The 19,534-nt window shown below is 71.0% G+C and carries 15 protein-coding genes and 1 pseudogene; 5 read left to right on the top strand and 11 right to left on the bottom strand.

Going from position 1 to position 19,534, the window contains the following annotated elements:
* Positions 1-89: 89 nt before the first annotated feature.
* Positions 90-1,832: a SpoIIE family protein phosphatase gene (locus ABFX81_RS22015; RefSeq protein WP_346138531.1), complete on the top strand. Its 1,743-nt coding sequence runs from the start codon at positions 90-92 to the stop codon at positions 1,830-1,832.
* 15 nt (positions 1,833-1,847) lie between these two features.
* Here the strand turns inward: ABFX81_RS22015 and ABFX81_RS22010 are convergent, their stop codons facing one another.
* Positions 1,848-2,855 (bottom strand): alcohol dehydrogenase catalytic domain-containing protein, encoded by a 1,008-nt coding sequence (locus ABFX81_RS22010; RefSeq protein ID WP_086840615.1) that lies wholly within the window; start codon positions 2,853-2,855, stop codon positions 1,848-1,850.
* Between the two features lie 110 nt (positions 2,856-2,965).
* On the opposite strand from ABFX81_RS22010, the gene ABFX81_RS22005 reads away from it, so the two are divergent.
* Positions 2,966-4,681, top strand: a complete 1,716-nt coding sequence (locus tag ABFX81_RS22005; RefSeq protein ID WP_086840613.1) for a dihydroxy-acid dehydratase — start codon at positions 2,966-2,968, stop codon at positions 4,679-4,681.
* Between the two features lie 20 nt (positions 4,682-4,701).
* On the opposite strand, the gene ABFX81_RS22000 is transcribed toward ABFX81_RS22005, so the two are convergent.
* The gene (locus ABFX81_RS22000) at positions 4,702-5,913 is read right to left on the bottom strand and encodes a cytochrome P450 (protein WP_086840610.1); all 1,212 of its coding nucleotides are present in this window, start codon (positions 5,911-5,913) and stop codon (positions 4,702-4,704) included.
* A 127-nt stretch (positions 5,914-6,040) separates the two neighbouring features.
* Here ABFX81_RS22000 and ABFX81_RS21995 point away from each other — a divergent pair, with 127 nt between their 5' ends.
* Positions 6,041-6,709 carry a TetR/AcrR family transcriptional regulator gene (locus ABFX81_RS21995; protein WP_346138530.1) on the top strand — a complete coding sequence of 223 codons (669 nt, stop codon included), beginning with the start codon at positions 6,041-6,043 and terminating at the stop codon, positions 6,707-6,709.
* Between the two features lie 15 nt (positions 6,710-6,724).
* Here ABFX81_RS21995 and ABFX81_RS21990 read toward each other — a convergent pair whose 3' ends face one another.
* The 3 genes and pseudogenes from ABFX81_RS21990 to ABFX81_RS21980 all read right to left on the bottom strand — a co-directional run.
* Entirely contained in the window at positions 6,725-7,384 is a 660-nt protein-coding gene (locus ABFX81_RS21990; RefSeq protein ID WP_086840608.1) for an FMN-binding negative transcriptional regulator, read from the bottom strand.
* 39 nt (positions 7,385-7,423) lie between these two features.
* Positions 7,424-8,131, bottom strand: a complete 708-nt coding sequence (locus tag ABFX81_RS21985) for a phenylalanine--tRNA ligase beta subunit-related protein (protein ID WP_086840607.1) — start codon at positions 8,129-8,131, stop codon at positions 7,424-7,426.
* 96 nt (positions 8,132-8,227) lie between these two features.
* A pseudogene (locus ABFX81_RS21980) lies at positions 8,228-8,377 on the bottom strand (EamA family transporter); the annotation flags it as partial.
* Between the two features lie 155 nt (positions 8,378-8,532).
* Here ABFX81_RS21980 and ABFX81_RS21975 point away from each other — a divergent pair.
* Both ABFX81_RS21975 and ABFX81_RS21970 read left to right on the top strand, forming a co-directional pair.
* On the top strand, positions 8,533-9,117 hold the full coding sequence (locus ABFX81_RS21975) for a cupin domain-containing protein (RefSeq protein ID WP_086840603.1): 585 nt from the start codon (positions 8,533-8,535) through the stop codon (positions 9,115-9,117).
* A 276-nt stretch (positions 9,118-9,393) separates the two neighbouring features.
* Complete coding sequence (locus ABFX81_RS21970; RefSeq protein WP_086840657.1) at positions 9,394-11,277, top strand: ATP-binding cassette domain-containing protein; 1,884 nt, start codon at positions 9,394-9,396, stop codon at positions 11,275-11,277.
* Between the two features lie 115 nt (positions 11,278-11,392).
* Here ABFX81_RS21970 and ABFX81_RS21965 read toward each other — a convergent pair whose 3' ends face one another.
* The 6 genes from ABFX81_RS21965 to ABFX81_RS21940 form a co-directional block, all read right to left on the bottom strand.
* On the bottom strand, positions 11,393-12,382 hold the full coding sequence (locus tag ABFX81_RS21965) for an alcohol dehydrogenase catalytic domain-containing protein (protein WP_086840601.1): 990 nt from the start codon (positions 12,380-12,382) through the stop codon (positions 11,393-11,395).
* Positions 12,379-13,191, bottom strand: coding sequence for an ABC transporter permease subunit (locus tag ABFX81_RS21960; protein ID WP_086840599.1), 813 nt, complete (start codon positions 13,189-13,191; stop codon positions 12,379-12,381). The genes ABFX81_RS21965 and ABFX81_RS21960 overlap by 4 nt, the downstream gene beginning before the upstream one ends.
* Positions 13,188-14,147: an ABC transporter permease subunit gene (locus ABFX81_RS21955; RefSeq protein ID WP_086840596.1), complete on the bottom strand. Its 960-nt coding sequence runs from the start codon at positions 14,145-14,147 to the stop codon at positions 13,188-13,190. Before ABFX81_RS21955 ends, ABFX81_RS21960 begins: the two co-directional genes overlap by 4 nt.
* A gap of 79 nt (positions 14,148-14,226) precedes the next feature.
* On the bottom strand, positions 14,227-15,582 hold the full coding sequence (locus ABFX81_RS21950; protein WP_086840594.1) for an extracellular solute-binding protein: 1,356 nt from the start codon (positions 15,580-15,582) through the stop codon (positions 14,227-14,229).
* A gap of 81 nt (positions 15,583-15,663) precedes the next feature.
* Positions 15,664-16,425, bottom strand: a complete 762-nt coding sequence (locus tag ABFX81_RS21945) for a DeoR family transcriptional regulator (protein WP_086840592.1) — start codon at positions 16,423-16,425, stop codon at positions 15,664-15,666.
* Positions 16,426-16,800: 375 nt separating this feature from the next.
* Entirely contained in the window at positions 16,801-19,371 is a 2,571-nt protein-coding gene (locus ABFX81_RS21940) for an AMP-binding protein (RefSeq protein ID WP_346138529.1), read from the bottom strand.
* Between the last annotated feature and the right edge of the window lie 163 nt (positions 19,372-19,534).

Genomic DNA, 19,534 nt, shown 5'->3' with positions numbered 1-19,534 from the left:
GGGCACACGGGGATGCAACACAGGAGGGCATCCCACGGTGGAAGGGCCGGCAGTCGACAGGGGCGGCCGAGCAGCGAGGAGGCGACGACATGGCAGGGCCGGAGCATACGGAGACCCCCGCACCGCGGTCGGTGGCCGTACTCGACACCTCGCTGACCCGAAGGCTGGACGCCATCGGGACCGGGGCCTACGTCGTCGACGAGGAGGGCCGCATCCTCGCGGTCAACACCCGTGCCCGGGACGTACTGGCCCGGTCCAGCGAGGACCTGCTCGGTCATGACGCGCACGACCTGCTGCACCGGGACGGACACGGGCAGCCGCTGCCCAGGAGCCGGTGCGGAATGCGGCAGGCCTTCCACTCCGGGCGGACCGCCCAGGCCGATGAGGACTACTTCGCACGCGGAGACGGTTCCCTGCTGCCCATCTCCTGGCTGATCACCCCGTACGACATCGGCGACGACGGAGCCGGCACGCTCGTGCTGTTCCACACCGTCGAACACGCACCGGCAAGCAGCCCGCAGCCGGAGCCGACGGGCAGGCCGCTGCCCGAGCTGGAGCGATTGGCCCTGCTGGCCGACGCCACCACGCGGCTGACCTCCACGCTCGACGTCGACGAGGCGCTGGAACGCCTGGTGGGCCTGGTCGTGCCCCGGCTGGCGGACTGGGCGATCGTGGATCTGATCACCGAGCACGACGAGGTCTGGCGTACCGAAGTCGTCCACGCCGCCGGCGGAACCCTGGTGCGCCGGGACGATCTCCAGGGCCCGATGCCGCCCGTCCCGGAGGAGTCCCCGATGCCCCTGTCCAGAGCCCTGCGCGGGGTGGCCTCCACCGTGGCCGGGCCCGGAACCTACCAGCGCGAACCGGATTCCGGCCTCGCGGTCGAGCAACGCCGGCTGTTCGACGTCACGGGGATGCACTCGGCGGCCATCGCGCCCATCCGCAGTACACGCGCGGTCCTCGGGGCCCTGACCCTCGGCCGGGCCGAGGATCCGGTCCCCTTCACTCCGGCCGATCTCCCGCTGGTCGAGGACATCGCCCGCCGGGCCGGCCTCGCCCTGGACAACGCCCGCCTTTACCAGCGCCAGCGCAAGGTCGCCGAGACCATGCAGAGCCATCTGCTGCCCCAGATGCCGGGAGTTCCGGGCCTCCAGATGACCGTCCGCTACCTGCCCGCACCCGACGCCTCGCAGGTCGGCGGCGACTGGTACGACGCCTTCCCCATGTCCGACGGGGCCACCGCCCTGGCCGTCGGGGACGTCGTGGGGCACGACCTGGAGGCGGCGGCCGGCATGGCGCAGGTGCGCAACATGCTCCGCGCCTACGCCTGGTCCCAGCACGAACCCCCCAGCCGGATCGTCACACGGCTCGACGAGGCGCTCCAGCACATCACGGACGTCGACATGGCCACGATGATCTTCGCCCGGATCGACGCGGCGGAGGGCGACGGCCGGTGGCAGCTGTCCTGGACGAACGCGGGTCATCCGCCGCCCCTGCTGATCAGCCGCGACGGCCTGGCGCGCTACCTGACCGGCGGGCACGGCATCGTCCTGGGCGCCGGAGCCGGCACCCCGCGCCCCGACGCCACGACCTTGCTCCCGCCCGGGTCCACCCTCGTGCTGTACACCGACGGCCTGATCGAAGCACCCGGCCACAGCCTCGACGAGGGCCTGGAACGGCTGAGCCGGCACGCCGCCGCCCTCGCCCACCGCCCCCTGTCCTCCTTCACCGACCACCTGCTGCGCCGCGTCCGCCCCGCCGACAACGAGGACGACGTCGCCCTCCTTGCCCTGCGCACACCTGTCCCCAGGGCGCCGGCCGCCGGTCGGTGACCCGACGGCGGACCCTCAGGGTTCGACGTGGACCTTGGGGCCGGGCCCGGAACCGACCGGGCGCTCGCCGGCGAGGACGGGGCCCACCTCGTCCAGGCCGACGGTGGCGGCGACGAGCGGCCTGGGGTCGACCGATCCGGCGGCGTACGCCCGGATGGTGGCGTCGAGGCCGGGGGAGGCGGACAGGACACCCGTCGCGGTCACGTCCTTGAGGACGAGCGCGCGGGTGTCGATCCTGCTGGGTCCGCCGGCCAGCCCGATGTACACGAGGCGGCCCCCGGGTTCGACCAGTTCCAGGGCCAAGTCCGGCAGCCGGGCGGCGTTCGAGGCGTCGACGGCCGCGTCGAAGGGCACGTCCGGCACGGAACCCTCCGTCCACACGTGCTCGAAGCCCAGGGAGCGGGCGAAGGCGAGGGAGCGCTCGGTGGCGCCCATGAGGTGCACCTCGGCACCGGACGCGCGCAGGAACATCGCCACCAGCAGCCCGATCGTCCCCGGGCCCAGGACAAGGGCGCGGTCCCCGGGCGCCGGCGCGGCGGCCCGGGCGGCGCGCAGGGCGTTGCCGCCGGGCTCGACGAGAGCGCCGAGCACGGCGTCGACGGAATCGGGCAGGGCGTGCAACGAGGAGGCGGGTACGGCGAGTTGCTCCGCCAGCGCGCCGGGCACACCCCCGCGTATGCCGACCTCCCGCCGCTGCTCGCACACATGCTGACGGCCGCGCAGGCAGCGACGGCAGGAGCCGCAGCCGAGCATGGTGTCGCCCATGACACGGCGGCCGAACCAGGCGGGATCGACCCCGTCTCCGACCGCCGCCACCCGCCCGGCCCACTCGTGGCCCGGCCGCATCGGGTACGTGGAGTGGCCTTGGTGGAGATAGGCCATCGCGCCGGTGAAGAACTCCGCGTCCGTGCCGCACACACCGACCCGCTCGACATCGACGACGACCTCACCGGGACCTGCCACCGGCGCCGGAAGCTCCTGGACCTCGTACGCGCCGGGACCGGTCAGGACGAACGCGCGCATCACGCGACGGCTCACCACGGGTGGGACTCGCACAGGCGGCCGGGCGGAGTCTGCTTATGCTTCATGAGTTCCGGAATCTAGACCGCTGAACCGTCCATCGGAAGGGCTCCATGGAGAGACTCCGCAGCGCGCAGTGGTACGAAGGACAGGACCGCAACGCCTACATCCACCGGGCATGGATGCGACGCGGCGTGCCCGGCGACGCCTTCAGCGGCCGGCCGCAGATCGCCATCGCCAACACCGCCTCGGATCTGACCCCTTGCAACGCGCATCTTGACGAGGTAGCGGCCTCGGTGCGCAACGGCGTGTACGAGGCGGGCGGCATCCCGCTGGACCTGCCCGTGGTGTCGCTCGGCGAGACCCAGGTGCGGCCCACCGCCATGCTGTGGCGGAACATGGCCGCGATGGCCACGGAGGAGATGCTGCGGGCCAATCCCATCGACGGCGTCGTCCTGCTCGGCGGCTGCGACAAGACGATCCCGTCACTGCTCATGGCCGCGGCCTCGGTGGACCTGCCCGCGGTCGTGGTCCCCGGCGGCCCGATGCTCAACGGCACCTTCCGCGGCGGCCTGCTGGGCTGCGGGACCGGTGTGTGGCAGCTCTCGGAGGAGGTCCGCGCGGGCACGCTCTCCCAGGAACAGTTCACCCGCTCCGAGTCGGCGATGATCCGCAGCCGCGGCCACTGCAACACGATGGGCACGGCCTCGACGATGGCGCTGGTGGCGGAGGCGCTCGGCACGGTCGTCCCCGGTACGGCCGGGATCCCCGCCCCCGACAGCCGGCTGCTGGAGGCCGCGCACCACACCGGCCGCCTGGCGGTGGACATGGTGGGCGCCGACCGGCGTCCCGCGACGTTCCTGACCGAGGCGTCCTTCCGCAACGCGATCGTGGCACTGGCCGCCATCGGCGGCTCGACCAACGCCGTCGTCCATCTCCTGGCCGTCGCGGGCCGGCTGGGCATCGACCTGTCGCTCGACGACTTCGACCGCATCGGCTCCCGCGTGCCGGTCCTCGTGGACCTCCAGCCGGCCGGCCGCTTCCTCATGGAGGACTTCCACCGTGCCGGCGGCCTGCTCGCCGTCCTGCGCGAGGTGCGCGACCTGCTCGACCCCGACGCGCTGACCGTCACCGGCAGGCCGCTCGCCCACTACCTCGACGAGGCCGAGATCTGGGACGGCGAGGTCATCCGCCCCCGCACCCGGCCGCTGGTCGCCGAGGGCGGCATCGCCGTCCTGCGCGGAAACCTGGCACCCGACGGCGCCCTCGTCAAACCGGCCGCCGCATCCCCGCACCTGCTCCGCCACCGGGGGCGGGCCGTCGTCTTCGACAGCATCGAGGACTTCCGCGCCCGTATCGACGACCCCGGTCTCGACGTCGACGCCGACTCCGTCCTCGTGCTGCGCGGCTGCGGCCCCAAGGGTTATCCGGGCATGCCCGAGGTCGCCAACATGCCCCTGCCGAAGAAGCTCCTCGCCCAGGGCGTCCGGGACATGGTCCGGGTCTGCGACGGGCGGATGAGCGGCACCGCGTACGGCACGGTCGTCCTGCACGTGGCCCCCGAGGCCGCGGCCGGCGGACCCCTCGCCCTCGTACGGACCGGGGACTTCGTCATCCTCGACGTCGAGGCCCGCCGTATCGACGTCGACGTGCCGGACGGCGAACTCGCCCGCCGAGCCCCCGACCAGGCCACCGTCACCGGCTTCGCCGCTCCCCGGCGCGGCTGGGAACGCCTTTACGTCGACCACGTCCTCCAGGCCGACACCGGAGCCGACCTCGACTTCCTGGTCGGCTCCAGCGGCTCCGAGGTGACCCGTGAGTCGCACTGACACCACGTCACCTCGGGGGATCACCACGTCACGGGCAGCTCCGTGACGCCACCGGTGAGGGTGGTGCGCACCTCCAGTTCGTCCAGCTCCTTGGCGAGTCGCAGACCGGGCAGGCGGCGGGCCAGCGTGGCGAACACGATGCGCAGTTCGACCCGGGCCAGGCTCGCGCCGATGCAGAAGTGCACGCCGTGGCCGAAACCGAGGTGGGTGCGTTCGGGCCGGTCGGGGTCGAAGGTCTCGGCGTCGGTGTAGACGGACGAGTCGCGGTTGGCGGAGTTGACCGAAAGGATCACGGCGTCGCCGCGCCGGATGGTGACACCGGCGACGTCGACGTCGGTGTGCGCGTACCGCAGCAGCCCGAGGTCGCCGGGCGCGCCCAGGCGCATGATCTCCTCGACGGTGGCATTGACCCGGCCGTCGGGGTCGGCGGTCAGTGCCTGCCACTGGCCGGGACGCGTGAGCAGGAAGAGCGTGCCCAGGCCGATGCGGTTGACCGTGGTCTCGTGGCCGGCGAACAGCAGCCCGACGCAGAGCTGGATCATGTCGGCGTAGTCGTAGTCCTCGTCGGTGCTCTGCGCGCGCACGAGGTCGGAGATCACGTCCTCGCCCGGCCGCGCTCGCTTGGTCTCGGCGAGAGAGGTCATGTACTCGTTGAACTCGTCCCGCGCCCGGTGGGCTTCGTCGCCGATGGACCAGTCGGACATGCGCTCCGACAGCGAGGCGAAGCGCTCACGGTCGCTCTCGGGCACCCCGAGCAGCCGGCAGATGACGGCGACCGGCAGCGGGAAGGCCAGTCCGGCCTGGAGGTCCACGACTCGGTCGGGGGCGGCGGCGTGCTCGGTGACCAGCCGGTCGACGCACGTGTCGACCAGGTGCTGGACGTGGTCGGAGAGCATCCGCATCCGCTTGGCCGAGAACGCCGGGGTCAGCAGCCGGCGCATCCGCGTGTGGTCGGCCTCCTCGGTCTCGTAGTTGCCCGTTGGGCCGTCCAGGACCGCGGCGGACGTCAGGCGTGACGCCCGCTCCGGCTCGGGGTGGGAGCGGCCGAGACGCTTGTCGCCGAGCAGGTCGCGCACCTCCTCGAAGCGTGTGACCAGCCAGGCGGGGTCCCCGGCCGGTGTGGTGACCGGCGTGACCGGCGCCTCGCGGCGCAGTACGTCGTACAGAGGCGCGAGGTCGAGGACGTTCGGCCTCGGGAAGGGCAGTTGCTGTCGCTCGGCGGTAACGCTCATGGCGCTCCTCCTGTGATCTCCGCATGCGATCTTCGAGCCGCCCCGACCGTAGCAGTTTGTTGGCAGTAACTGTCATTAAAGTTTCGGTCAGTCGTCTTCCCTGTCGTGTGCGTGTTTAGATCGCCTGATGGAGGACCTCATGGTGGACAGCGGTCGTACACCCCGCCGGGGCCGGCCGCCGGTGAGCGACGAGCAACGCGGGCGGCAGCGCCTCGACATCTCCCGCCACGCGGTCCGGCTGTTCGCCGAGCAGGGCGTGGCCGCCACCTCCGGCGAGCAGATCGCGCGGGCCGCCGGAGTCTCCGAGCGCACGCTGTGGCGCTGTTTCCCCACCAAGGAGAGCTGCGTCGAGCCGCTGCTGACGAAGATGCTCGACGCCTTCCGGACGGTCCTGCACGCCTGGCCGCCCGGAGTCGGTTTGATCGAGCACCTGCGCACGGCCTACCAGCCCGTCCTCGACTCCTCGTCCGGCGAGGACGTCGAGGCGGTTCTCGCCGTGGTCCGCATGACCCATGACGAGCCCGCGCTGCGCGCCGCCTACCTCGTGCTCCGGGAGCGCGCGGAAGAGACGTTCACCGAGGTGCTCGCCGCACGCATGGGCATGCCGCCCGCGACGTTCGAGGTGCGCGTGCAGGCCGCCGCCATGAACGCCGTGCTCAAGGTGGCGGCCGACGAGTTCGCCCGTGAGACGGCCGGCCGGGGCATCACCCCCGAGGTGCTGAACGATCACCGCGAACAACTCACCCACGCGCTCGGCCTCGTCACCAGGAGACTCTCGGGCACGGACGCCGACTGAGGAGCTCGTCGCGTTTCAGGGCTCTCGACGACCGGCCTCGGCGGCGTGCGGGTCGTGGGCGCGTACCGCTGCCGCGACCGCGGCGTCGTCGGCCCGGCCGCGCGCTTCGAGGCCCGCGGCGACACCCTCGACGTTGCTCCGCGGCTGGTTCTGGCTGAGCTTGAACTTGGCCTCGACGCGGCTGATGACCACCTCGACGCCGACGATGCCGCGCAGTTGCCGCTCGACGAACTTCGCCGGCGCCTGGTCGACCGACCAGGGCTCGGCGCGCCCGGCCTCGTGCCGGTCGGTCAGGCGGCGTATCCGGCTCTCGAGCCAGGCCGGGTCGTCGTGCACGACCAACTGCCCGTACACGTGCGCCGTGATGTAGTTCCAGGTCGGCACCACCCGGTGGTGCTCCTCCTTGGCCGGGTACCACGACGGCGTCACATACGCCTCGGGCCCGCGCACGATCACCATGGCCTCGCCCTGCGCCGGCCGGCGCCACTGGTCGTTGCCGCGCGCCATGTGACCGATCAGGGCGCCGTGTTCGCCGGCGTCCGGGTCGTAGTCGAAAGGCAGCAGGGTGGCCACGAGGCCCTCGGAGGTCATGGTGATCAGGTCGGACGCGCCCTGGCCGGCCAGCAGGTCACGGACCGCGGCCTCGTCGGGGACGAAGTGCTTGGGGAGGTACATGGGCGGCCTTTCGCGTGGGCGGTGGTCCTGGACAGAAGCTCAGGCGGTGGCCCGGGGCTCGGTCGGGCTGAGGAAGTACACGGCGGTCTGCGCGGCATGCGGGGCGAGCAGGCCCCGCAACTCCTCCGCCGCGACCTTGAGGAGGCCGCCGTCGTGCGTGGCGCGGAGGGTTTCGAGGACGAAGGCGACGTGCGTGGAGTCCTCGGTGACGCGGGTGCGGTGGGCGTCGCGGTGGTTCCAGTGGCGTGTCAGGACGCCGGTGGTGTCCGCGTAGATGATCTCGCCGGACTTGGGGTGCTCGACGGTGCCGGGTTCGCCCAGCGGCGTGAAGGACTCGGTGCCGTCCGCGTAGCGGATGGCGACGTCCCCGGTGACATGGTCCAGGTCGAAGGCGCCGGCGGGCAGGCCGTGACGGACGGAGACGGCGTTGTAGGAGTCGACGGCCGGGTTGATGCGCGGCAGTGTCCCCTTCTTGGCGAGGCGGCGGCCGAGCGCGTCGACGCTGGGGCGGATGCGGCGGGGGTTGGTGCCGAAGGCGCGGTAGGCGGTGTGCCAGGCCTCGATGCGCGGGTCGGTCTCGTCGGCGGGCTGCCAGGTGCCGTCGGCGAGTTGCCGCTCCAGGTCCTCCACGGCCGTGGCGGTGTGGGGCCAGGCTTCGTGGCCGCGCAGGCCGGTGGCGGTGACCAGGGCGATGAGGGTGTCGGGGAAGGCGTCCGCGACGGCGGGGGTGAGGTGGAAGGCGGGCATGGAGGGGTTTTCCGTTTCTCGCGTCGGGGCGGGCCTTGGCTCGGTGGTGCACGGGTGCGGGGTCGCTCAGGTCACAGGGGTGCGGAGCCGCTCACGTCAGGGCGAGCCGGCGACCGCGACGGCAGTGCCGAGCCCGACGAGCCGGCCGCGGAGGATCCGTTCGGCGAGCACGCCGCGGGCCGGCAGGACCGTAGCGGCCGGGTAGAGGGCGGTGATCACGGCGGCGACGGCGAGGTCTCCGGCACGTTCACCCGGCCGGTCGCGGCACCCCAGCGAGCGATCACAGTACATCCCTTACCATTCAGTGGAACGACCAGACCGTACAACAAAACGACCGCCCGGTGTCAACCAAACGACCGGACGGTGCAGTCGAATGTTCCAGCTACAAGGATGGTGATCAGGTGGCCGAGACAGCCGCAGCCCTGCGGACGGTCGCGCACAACGTCCGGGCGGCCCGCATCCGCGCGGGCCTCACGCTGGAGGAACTCAGTCGGCGCGCCCAGGTCAGCAAGGGCGCCCTGGTGGGCCTGGAGAAAGCCCAGGGCAATCCCAATCTGGCCACCCTGGTCCGGCTGGCCGACACCCTCGGCATCTCGGTCTCCGCCCTGATGCAGGGATCGCCCCAAGGCCGCGTCCGTGTCGTGTCCGCCGAGGCCGTGGCGCCCCTGTGGTCCGGAGAGCGGGGCGGCGAGGCCCGGCTGATGCTGACGACGTCAGGACCGGCGCCGGTCGAGGTCTGGCGCTGGCGACTGGAACCGGACGAGGAGTACCCCAGCCACCCCCACCAGGCCGGAGTCGTGGAGACCGTCAGCGTCACCTCCGGCCGGATGACCCTGATCGTCGATGGCACCGAGCACACCGTCGAGGCGGGCCAGACCGCCACGTTCGACGGCGACACCCCGCACACCTATCGCGGCGCGGGCACGGAGACCTGCCACCTGATCATGACGGTCCACCTGCCGCCCGGCCCCGCCCCGGCGAGCTGATCCGCAGGGGCGGCCGGTTGCGCTCGCGGTCCTACGAGAAGCCGGGCTCGGGTCCGCGAACCCCATCCGTCACTCCGGTTTCAGACCTCGGCGATTCGGCCAACTCGAGCCGCCCGGGAGCGGCTTCAGCACCGTGGCCACCCGTTCGCGCCCTTGCTGTGTCTGGCGTCGCACGCGTCCGGAATCGATCGCGTTCGATTCCCGCGCTGCGTCGTTATGCCGTGCACCGCCGAGCCGACCCGGCGCGGCACGACCCGAGGAGCGATACAGGTGACCGTGACCGACGCCTCGACCGACAACGCGGAGACACCACCCCCTCCACCCCCGGCCACCATCACCTTCGAGGGCAAGTTCGGCAAGAACCCGCTGGCAGACGCCGGTTTCACCGCGATGTGCCGACGTCTGCCCGCCGTGCTCGGGCGTACCGCCCGGATGGCCTGGGCCGTCGACAGAACCGGTGTCGTGCTGCTCCTCGCCTGCCAGCTGCTCACCGGCGCCGCGGCCGCCGTCGTCCTCGCGTTCACCGCACAGGCGATGACCCACCTCCTCGGCACCGGCACCGTGCCCGAACGCCTGCACGCCGCGCTGCCCGCCCTGATCGTCCTGACGACGGCCGCGGCCATCGGCCGGGTCAGCGGCGCCCTGTCCTCGTACGCCGACGGACGGATCACCCCGCGACTGACGACCGAAGCGGACATCGCGCTGGTGACCGCCGTGTGCCGCGTGGAATCGAGCGCCTACGGTGAGGACGGATTCGCCGACCGGCAGGAGGCCGCCGAGATCGGAGTCACCCGGACCCGGCTGATGGTGCAGGACGCCCAGCGGTTCATGTCCGCCCTCATCCGCATGATCGCCGCGAGCGGGGTCGTCACGACCCTGCACCCGCTGCTGCTTCCCCTGCTCCTGCTGGCCGTCCTGCCGGCCGGCGCCGGAGCCGTCCTGTCGGCACGCGTCGACTACGAGACCCACTACCTCAACCTCGGCGACCGCAACGTGCGCTCCATGATGCGCTGGTGGGCCACCTACTCCCGCTTCGGCGACGAGGTCCGCGCCAACGGCATGACCGGCTACCTCACCTACTGGTACCGCGCCCTGTCCGACCGGATCGACCAGCGCACCCTGACCGCCGCCCCGCGCATGCTGCGCATCACCCTCGGCACCAGCGCCCTGGGCGGGGCCTTCCTGCTGTGCACCTGGGCGGCGCTCGCCTGGCTGGCCGCCACCGGCCGCATCGCCCTGCCCGTCGCCGCCACCGCCGTGGTCGCCGTCCAGACCACACTGGCCGCGCTCTCCCAGTTCGTCATCCACGGCGCCGCGATGTTCCACACCTCGCTCTACCTCGCCGACATGCGGTCCTTCCTCGACATGGCAGGCGAACGCGCACCCAGGCGCGGGGACCTGGCCGTCCCGGACCGAGTGGATCGAATCCGCCTCGACGAGGTCGTCTACCAGTACCCCGGCAGGGAGGAACCCGCCGTCGCGGGCGTATCGCTCACGCTGCGGCGCGGCGAGATCCTGGCCGTCGTCGGCGAGAACGGCTCGGGCAAGTCGACCCTGATCAGACTCATCACCGGCATCCTGCTCGCCGACAAGGGCCGCGTCCTGTGGGACGGCATCGACCTGGCCCAGGCCGACCCCGACGCCGTGTGGAAACGCACCGCGCTCGTCCCGCAGAACTTCGCCGCCTGGCCGCTGCGTGCCCGCGAGAACATCACCCTCGGCCAGCCGCGGACGAACGACGACGGACCGGTGTGGGACGTCGTCGACGCCGTCGGCATGCGCGAGGCGATCGAGAAACTGCCCCAGCGGCTCGACACCCTCCTCGCCAAAGAACTCTGGGGCGGCGCCGAGTTGTCGGGCGGACAGTGGCAACGCCTCGCGTGCGGCCGCGCGCTCTACAGGCAGACCCCGCTGCTGATCCTGGACGAACCGACTTCCCAGATGGACGCCCGTGGCGAGCACGCCGTCTTCGTGAAGATCAAACGGATCGCCGCCGAGCGCATGACGATCGTCGTCACCCACCAGCTCGAGAACACGAAGCTCGCCGACCGCATCCTCGTCATGGACCAGGGCCGCGTCGTCGAACAGGGCACATACGAGGAACTGGCGAACGCCGGGGGTCTGTTCGCGGAACTCGTCTCCCTGTCCCAGGACCGGTGACGCACCACTCCACTCGCCTCTTCCGCTCGACCCATATCTGAAGGCCGACCGGGCCGACCGCATCGGCTGCCCCGGCACCCCGGCCCCGGCGCGCACGCCGCGCCGGGGTCAGGGGTCAGGGCAGTACGACGATCTTGCGTCCCTGGCCGGCCGCGAACTGTTCCAGTGCCTGCGGGTACTGGGCCAGCGGAAGCCGGTGGCTGATGAACACCCGCGGATCGAGTACTCCGGCGGCGAAGAGTTCCGCCGCGCGTTCGTAGCTGTGCAGTACCGCCATGGAACCGGTGATGGTGATCTCCTGCTTGTAGATGCGGTACGGCGAGATGGTGGCCGTCGTGGCGTAGTCGGAGACCCCGAACTGCAGGAATGTCCCGGCCTTGGCGACCCGCTCCAGGCCGTCCTGGATGGCGGCGGCGTTGCCGGTCGCGTCGACCACCACGTCCCAGCCGCCCGGCCGCCCCAACTCGTCGGCCGACAGCGCCGTGCGGGAACAGCCCAGCTTCCCGGCCGTCGCCAGCCGCTCGGGGTTGACGTCGACGACATCGATCGAGGCGGCGCCGGTGCGCTTGGCCAGCTCCAGCATCATCAGGCCCATCGTCCCGCTGCCGAAGACCAGCACATGGGAGCCGAGTCTGCTGTTGAGCACGTCGTAGCCGCGCACGGCACAGGACAGCGGCTCGATCAGCGCCGCGTCCTGGACGTCCACGTGCTCCGGCAGCCGTACGCAGTTCGCGACCGGCGCCACGGCGTACTCGGCGGCGCCACCGGCCACGGTCACGCCGATCGCCTGCCAGCGGTCGCAGAGGTTGTTGCGCCCCACCCGGCAGTAACGGCACTCGTTGCAGTACAGCGAGGGGTCCACGGCGACCCGGTCGCCGATGGCGAGTTCGGTCACCTCGCTGCCGAGGCCCACGACCTCTCCGGCGAACTCGTGCCCCGGCACGACCGGGAGGGTCGGCGCGAACTCGCCCTGAAGGATGTGCAGATCGGTCCCGCACAGCCCGCAGGCCGCCACATCGACCACGACGTCGCGCGGCCCGGGAGTGGGGTCGGGCACTGTGGTGACGGTGACCTTGCCGGGGGCTTCGATGACAGCGGCTTTCACTTGACTGCTCCTAGGGACAGGCCGCGCACCAGTTTGTCCTGGGCGGCGAAGCCGGCGATGAGGACCGGCAGGGAGACCAGGGTGGCGGCGGCGCAGAGCCGGGCGAGGAAGAGGCCTTCGTTGGTGATGAAGCCGACCAGGAAGACGGGGGCGGTGGAGGCCTGGGTGGCGGTGAGGTTGACGGCGAACATGAACTCGTTCCAGCTGAAGATGAAGCAGATCAGCGAGGTGGCGGCGAGTCCGGGCAGGGCGATCGGCGCGACGACCCGCCACAGGACCGTGAGCAGGTTGGCTCCGTCGACTTCGGCTGCTTCGAGGATTTCCCTGGGGACTTCGGCGAGGAAGGAGCGCATCATCCAGACCGCGATCGGCAGGTTCATCGCGGTGTAGAGGACGATCAGGGTCCAGACGTTGTCCAGCATCCCGGCGTCCTTGACGATCAGGTAGACCGGCAGCAGGGCCGCGATGGCGGGGAGGAACTTGGTGGACAGGAAGAAGAACATCACGTCGGTCCACTTCTCGACCGGCTTGATGGACAGGGCGTAGGCCGTCGGCACCGCGAGGGCGAGCACCAGCAGCGTCGAGATGACGCTGGCCATGGCGGAGTTGAGGAGGAAGGGGGTGATGTCCCGGCTGAACAGTGTCTCGTACTGGTCGAAGGTGAACGGGGCGAGGGGGCTGGGCGGGTTGGTCGCGGCGTCGGCCTCCTGGTGGAAGGAGGTGAGCACCATCCAGGCCACCGGTGCGAAGAACGCCAGCGTGGCGAGCCAGGCGACGAAGGTCCACAGGGGCGTGAGCCGGGCGGTCATCGGGACACCTCCTGGCGGAACAGCGACGCGATGGTGCGCAGGGCGAAGGTCGCGATGACGATCGAGCCGAGGACCACGACGACTCCGGCGGCGGCCGCTTCGCCGTACTCGTACTTGCGGAACATGGTCAGGTAGATCTCGTAGGGCAGGTTGGTCGTCTGGGAGCCGGGGCCGCCCTGGGTGATGGTGTAGACGGCGTCGAAGGTCTGCACGACGTAGATCGTGCCGAGCAGGATGCCCAGTTCGAGGTACTGGCGCAGGTGGGGCAGGGTGATGTGGCGGAAGGTGGCCATGGCCGAGGCTCCGTCGACGCGGGCAGCCTCCAGCACGTCACCGGGCTGGGCCTGGAGGCCGGCGAGGATGATGAGCATCATGAACGGGGTCCACTGCCAGACCAGGGAGACCACGACGGCCGGCATCGGATGGCTGGACACCCAGTCGACCGTCGGACCGTGGTCGGCACCGAACAACTGGTAGAGGGTGTTCAGGGTGCCGTTGAGCAGTCCGTAGTCGGGGTTGTAGATGGCGTGTTTCCACAGCAGCGACGCCGCGACCGGCATGACGAGGAACGGGGCGATGAGCAACGTGCGTGCCAGTCCGCGGCCGGGGAACCGGCGGTCGAGCAGCACGGCCAGGCCGAGACCGAGGAGCACGCTGACCAGCACCACCGAGGCGGTGAGCACGACGGTGTTGAGCACCGCGGTGCGCAACCGTTCGTCGGTGAAGACGAACGTGTAGTTGGACAGGCCGGTGAAGTGCCGGTCGCCCGGCCGCAGGATGTTCCACCGGAAGGTGGAGATGACGAGCGTGGCCACGAAGGGCAGTTGCGTGACGACGATCGTGAAGATCAGCGCCGGCAGCAGCGGGATGCGGCGCCGCCACTTGCTGACGCCGGAGGGCGTCCGTGGGCCGGCGGGCGGCGGTGCGGTCTTGGGCGGAGCGGTGAGCGTGGTCATGGGTGTTTCCTCTGCCGGTGACGGCCGGGGTGGGGAAGTGGTGCCCGGCCGGCCGGGAGCGCCGACCGGGCCGTGAAGGTCACTTCTGGTAGTTCTTCGCGACCGTCTCGGCGAGCTTCTGGCCGTCGTCGAGCGCCTTGTCCACGCTGGTCCTGCCGGCGATGGCGGCGGAGATCTCCTGGGTGACCTTGGTGCCCAGGTCCTGGAACTCGGGGATGGCCACGTACTGGACGCCCACGGTCGGCCGCGGCTGGGTGCCGGGGTTGGCCGGGTCGGCGCCCTCGATGGACTTCAGGGTGATGTCACCGAACGACGCGGCGGCCTTCTTGTACTCCGGGATCTCGTACGTGCTGGCCCGCTTGCCGGCCGGGACACGCGCCCAGCCCAGCTTCTCGCCGACGAGCTTCTCGTACTCCTTGCTGGAGGCCCACAGCATGAACTGCGAAGCGGCGTCGGCGTTCTTCGTCGTCTTGGGCATGGCCCACGCCCAACTCCACAGCCAGCCGCTGGACTTGGTCTCGGCGGTCGGCGCGTAGGCGTACCCGACCTTGCCGGCGATCTTGCTGGAGCTGGGGTCTTCCAGCGACCCGGCGGCGCTGGTCGCGTCGTACCACATCGCGACCTTCTTCTGGCTCATGGCGTTCAGGCACTCGGTGAATCCGGCCTGCGGGGCTCCCGCCTCGCCGTGCTCGCGCACCAGGTCGACGTAGAAGTCGGTCGCCTTCTTGAATGCCGGGCTGTTGACCTGGGCTTTCCAGTCCTTGGTGAACCAGGTGCCGCCGAAGGTGTTGACCATGGTCGTCAGCGGTGCGCCGAGCTCGCCCCAGCCGGCCAGACCGCGCAGACAGATACCCCGCATGCCCGGTTCGGCGCCGTCGACCTCGGCCGCGATGTCGGCGATCTGCTGCCACGTCGGACGCTCGGGCACCGTGATGCCCTTCGCCTTCATGACGTCCTTGTTGTACATGAGGAAGGACGACTCGCCGTAGAACGGCAGGGCGTAGAGCTTGCCGTCGGAACCCGACAGGGACGTGACCATGGGCTTGAGAAGGTCGGCCTTGTCGAAGCTCGCGTCCTTGTCGGCGTAGGAGCCGAGTTCGTGCAGCCAGCCGTTCTTCTCCCAGATGGGTACCTCGTAGGCGCCGATGGTGGCGACGTCGTACTGGCCGGCCTGGGTGGCGACGTCCTGGGTGACCTTGTCACGCAGCTCGTTCTCGGGCAGGACGGTGAAGTTCACCTTGATGCCGGTGTCCTTGGTGAAGGAGTCCTTGGTCAGCTTCGCGATGTCCTCCATCTGCGGGTTGCCGACCATCAGCACGTTGATGCTCTTGCCGCCGCCGGAGGCCGAGGTGCCGCCCGCCCCGCTACAGGCGACCAGCACTGAGCCCGCGGCTGTGGCGGTGACGAGGGCGTGGACCATTCTTCGTGTGCGCATGACTGACTCCAGGGGATGGTTGAGGACATGGGGAACCCGGGCCCCGGCTCGCGGGGGTGGGACGGGGAGATGAACCGGGACTCAGGCCCGGATGACTTCGGGGCCGAGCAGTGAATAGCGCTGTGCTTCGGCGGCGGGGAGTCCGGCGTCGGTGACGATCGCCTCGAACTCCGCGACGTCCGCGAAGCGACAGAAGCTCGCGGCACCGAACTTGGTGTGGACGCCGGAGAACACGCGGCGTCGGGCGGCCCTCATGACCTGGGCCTTCACTTCACTGACCGCGGGTTCGGGGGTGGTGAGTCCGTACTCGCGGGAGATGCCGTTCGCGCCGACGTACGCCAGGTCGATGACGAAGCAGGACAGCATGCGGACGGCCCATGGGGCGACCGTGGCCAGCGTCCCGCCGCGGACACGGCCACCGAGGAGCAGCACGGTGATGTTCTCGGCGGAGGCCAGGTCGCCCGCGGTGGCGAGCGAGGAGGTGACCACGGTCAGCGGCCGGTCACGGGGGAGCGCGGCGGCGATGAGCTGAGGTGTGTAGCCCTCGTCGACGAAAACCGTCTCGGCGTCCCCGAGCAGTTCGGCCGCGGCGGCCGCGATCCGGGACTTCTCGGGGACATGCATGGTGGTGCGGAAGGCGAGCGTGGTCTCGAAACCCGCGCTCTCCACGGCGTGGGCACCGCCGTGCGTACGCCGGACCAGCCCGTGCCCCTGGAGCCGATTGAGATCCCGCCGCACGGTCTCCTTGGAGACCCCGAGGTCGGCGGCGAGCTTTCCGACGTCCACGGATCCGGAACGGCGGGCCGATTCCAGAATTCCCCGTCTTCGCTCCTCGGCGTCCACGGCGACACCTTCCTTTCACGGCTCCGGGGCGTTGGGACTGCGCCCGCACCTGTCCGGAGCCCGGCCCGTTCGGCCTCCAGTGGCCAAATTTCTACAAGGCGTTCGCCCGTACTGACCAGGTTCGTCGTAGAGCGGTTCGTGACCGAATGTGCCCGCCTTCTGGAGGGTGGAGCCCCTGGTTGACGCGAGGGGTCGCTCTGCGGCGCAGGAGGCGCTGCCCGCTTGCCGGCCCGGGTTTGTCCGTTCGCTGCCCACTTTTACGGAAGGATCCGGACACGAGGCCGGGCTGACACTGTTTTTCGGCCACCGGCAAGCTCAGGGGGAGGGGAGAGGACCCCGCTCCGCCCCCTGCCCGACCTGGCCTGAGGGCTGCCGTTACAGCGACCGGACCGTCCGCGTCACCCGGGTCACGACCGCCGCGTAGCCGATGCCGACGGCGAGGGAGGCGAACAGGGCGGTGAGCGGGAAGTCCTCCTGGAGGTAGGGGTAGACCTGGTAGTGCGTCAGGTAGATGTAGAGGGAACCGCTCGCCAGGACGCCGGCGAGTGCGTTGAGCGGCCTGAGGCTGGGCAGGGTCGGTACCCAGATCAGCAGTGCCAGGCCGGCGATCACGAGGGTCGTGCGCAGGGGCTGGTCCTGGAACAGGCCGGGCAGGGTGAGCAGCAGCAACCCCGTCAGCAGCACACGTCGGCGTACGGTGTCGGCCCGCGCCGCCGCCCACCCCAGGGTGAACAGCCAGAAGACCACCGTGGGGCTCAGCTGCGGACGGGCGGACGCCAGGCCCAGCAGGTCGTAGCGGCCGACCAGGCCGACGGCTGTGAGGGCCAGCGGCACGCCGAACGCGTACCGCCGCTCCAGCCGGTCCAGCAGCGGCACGGCCAGGAGGGCGGCGAGGACGACGAGGAAGTAGACCAGGGCCTCCACGAACCAGTAGGCCCAGTCGAACCGGTCGTTCCCCTGGTCGAGCAGGCTGTTGAGCAGCACCGCGTTGGCCGGGTCGTAGAAGTCGGTCAGGAGCACCGCGCCGGTGATCCACACCATGCTGGGTACCGCGATGCGGGCGATGCTGCGCCCCATGTGCCGCAGCCGTTCGCGGCGTTCGGCGCCGGTCAGCTGGAAGCGGGCGAAGTTGTACCCGGCGACACAGATGAGGATGTGGGCGAAGCCCTTGATCTCGAAGACCTGGACGTGCGAGCCGACGATGAGGACGATCCCGACGGCGCGCAGGGCGATGCCGGTTTCCAGGGTGCGGCGGGTCCGCCAGGACCCCGGGGCGGTCCAGGAGCGCAGTGCCCCGCGCAGTCCCGGCGCCGGGCGGGCCCGCTTCGGCTCGGGCCGCTCCTCCTGCCCTTCCGTTCGCTCCGGCGCCGGTGCCGCCATGGCGCGCAGTTCGCGGATCGTTGCCCGGTGCCAGTCGGTGGGCAGGCGGCCCAGGGATTCCTCCAGGCGCAGCGACATCTCGACGTAGCACAGTGAGTCACCGCCCAGGCTGACGAAGCTGCTGTCCTCGGTGACGTCGGCGTGGTCGAGGATCTCCGCGTAGAGACCGAGGAGATCCTGGCCGGTGCCGGGTGGTGCCTCTTGCGCGGGGCGCGTCAACCGCCGTACCGCCTCGTAGTCGGGCTTGCCCGTGGCCAGGCGGGGGAGTCGGTCGAGGACCCGGACCCGTACGGCGCGGGACGGGAGCCCGCACTCCTCCGCGACCAGCCGCCGGATCCGTGCCTGTTCCCCGGCACGCCCGAGCGCGGCCACCGCGAGCGCCTCCCCGTCTCCCGTGCAGTACGCGGTGACCCCGTGCTCCTCCAGCAGCGACTCGACGCGCTGCGGGTCGATCCGCAGTCCCAGGATCTTCGCGAAGCGGCTGCGGCGGCCCACGATCTCGTACAGCCCGTCGGGCGCACGCCGGGCCAGGTCCCCGGTGTGCAGTTCTTCCACGGTCCGGCCGAGAGCGAGGTCGGCCGGGCTCTCGGCGTAACCGAGCATCACGTTCGGTCCCGAGTAGAGCAGTTCACCGACGTCCGGACCGTGGCCGTCCGTCGGCAGCAGCCGGAACGAGCCGCCGGGTATCGGTACGCCGACGGCCTCGGGCCGCTCCGCGGCGAGCTGCGGCGGGAGGTAGGCCATGCGGGCCGTGGCCTCGGTCTGGCCGTACATCACGAACAGCTGCCAGCCCGAGCGGCGACCCAACTCGGCGTAATGGGCGACGCGTTCGGGAGCGAGCCGGCCCCCCGCCTGGGTGATGCGGCGCAGCCGCGGCAGCTCCATGCGCGCGAAGCCGATCCGGTCGAGCAGGTCGAAGGTGTACGGCACGCCGGCCAGCGAGGTGCCGCGTCCGGCGCGGAACTCGTCCCAGAAGGCCGCCTCGGACACCGACCGCTCGGTGAGGATCAGCCCGGCTCCGCGCAGCAGATGGCTGTGGATGACGGACAGGCCGTAGCAGTAGTGCATGGGCAGCGTGGTGGCCGCCCGGTCGGTGTCGTCGATGCCGAGGTACGTGGCGATGGACTCGGCGTTGGCCTGGAGGTTCTCGTGGGAGAGCCGCACCAGCTTGGGCGAGCCGGTGGAGCCGGAGGTGCTCAGCAGCAGCGCGAGGTCCGGGTGGAGGGCGCGGACGCCGGTGCGGTGCCTTTCGGCCAGGGTCCATGTCCCGTCGGCCTCCGGGCGGGCCACGACGTCGGGCGCGTACGCCTCCGTCAGCGAGCGGATCGTGCTCTCGTTGTCGCCGGGGACGAGCAGGACCGGGTGTCCGGCGGACAGGGCGGCCAGGTACGTGACGAGCGCGTCGACGCGGTTGGCGCCGGCCAGCAGCACCAGCCGCCGGACGGACCCGAGGCGTTCGGCGGTGTCGGCGACCCGCTCGGCCAGCTCACGGTACGACAGCTCTCCCTCCGGCGTGATGAGCGCGACGCGATCGCCGTAGACGGCGAGTCCGCGCGCGAAGGGCACGCCGTTCGGTCGCAGGGGCCGAACAGGCCGCACGGGCAGCAGACGCACGGGGGACGGAGCCGGGAAGGGCTCGGAGGGGTGGAGCACGGGGCGCGCCCTTTCCGCGGCAACGTCCGCTTTCAGCACAGAACCCTTGACGTTTAGGTAACCCTTACCTTATTCA

This window comes from Streptomyces coeruleofuscus, assembly GCF_039532725.1.
Classification (GTDB): Bacteria; Actinomycetota; Actinomycetes; order Streptomycetales; family Streptomycetaceae; genus Streptomyces; species Streptomyces coeruleofuscus.
This window is presented reverse-complemented; position numbering and strand designations above follow the sequence as displayed.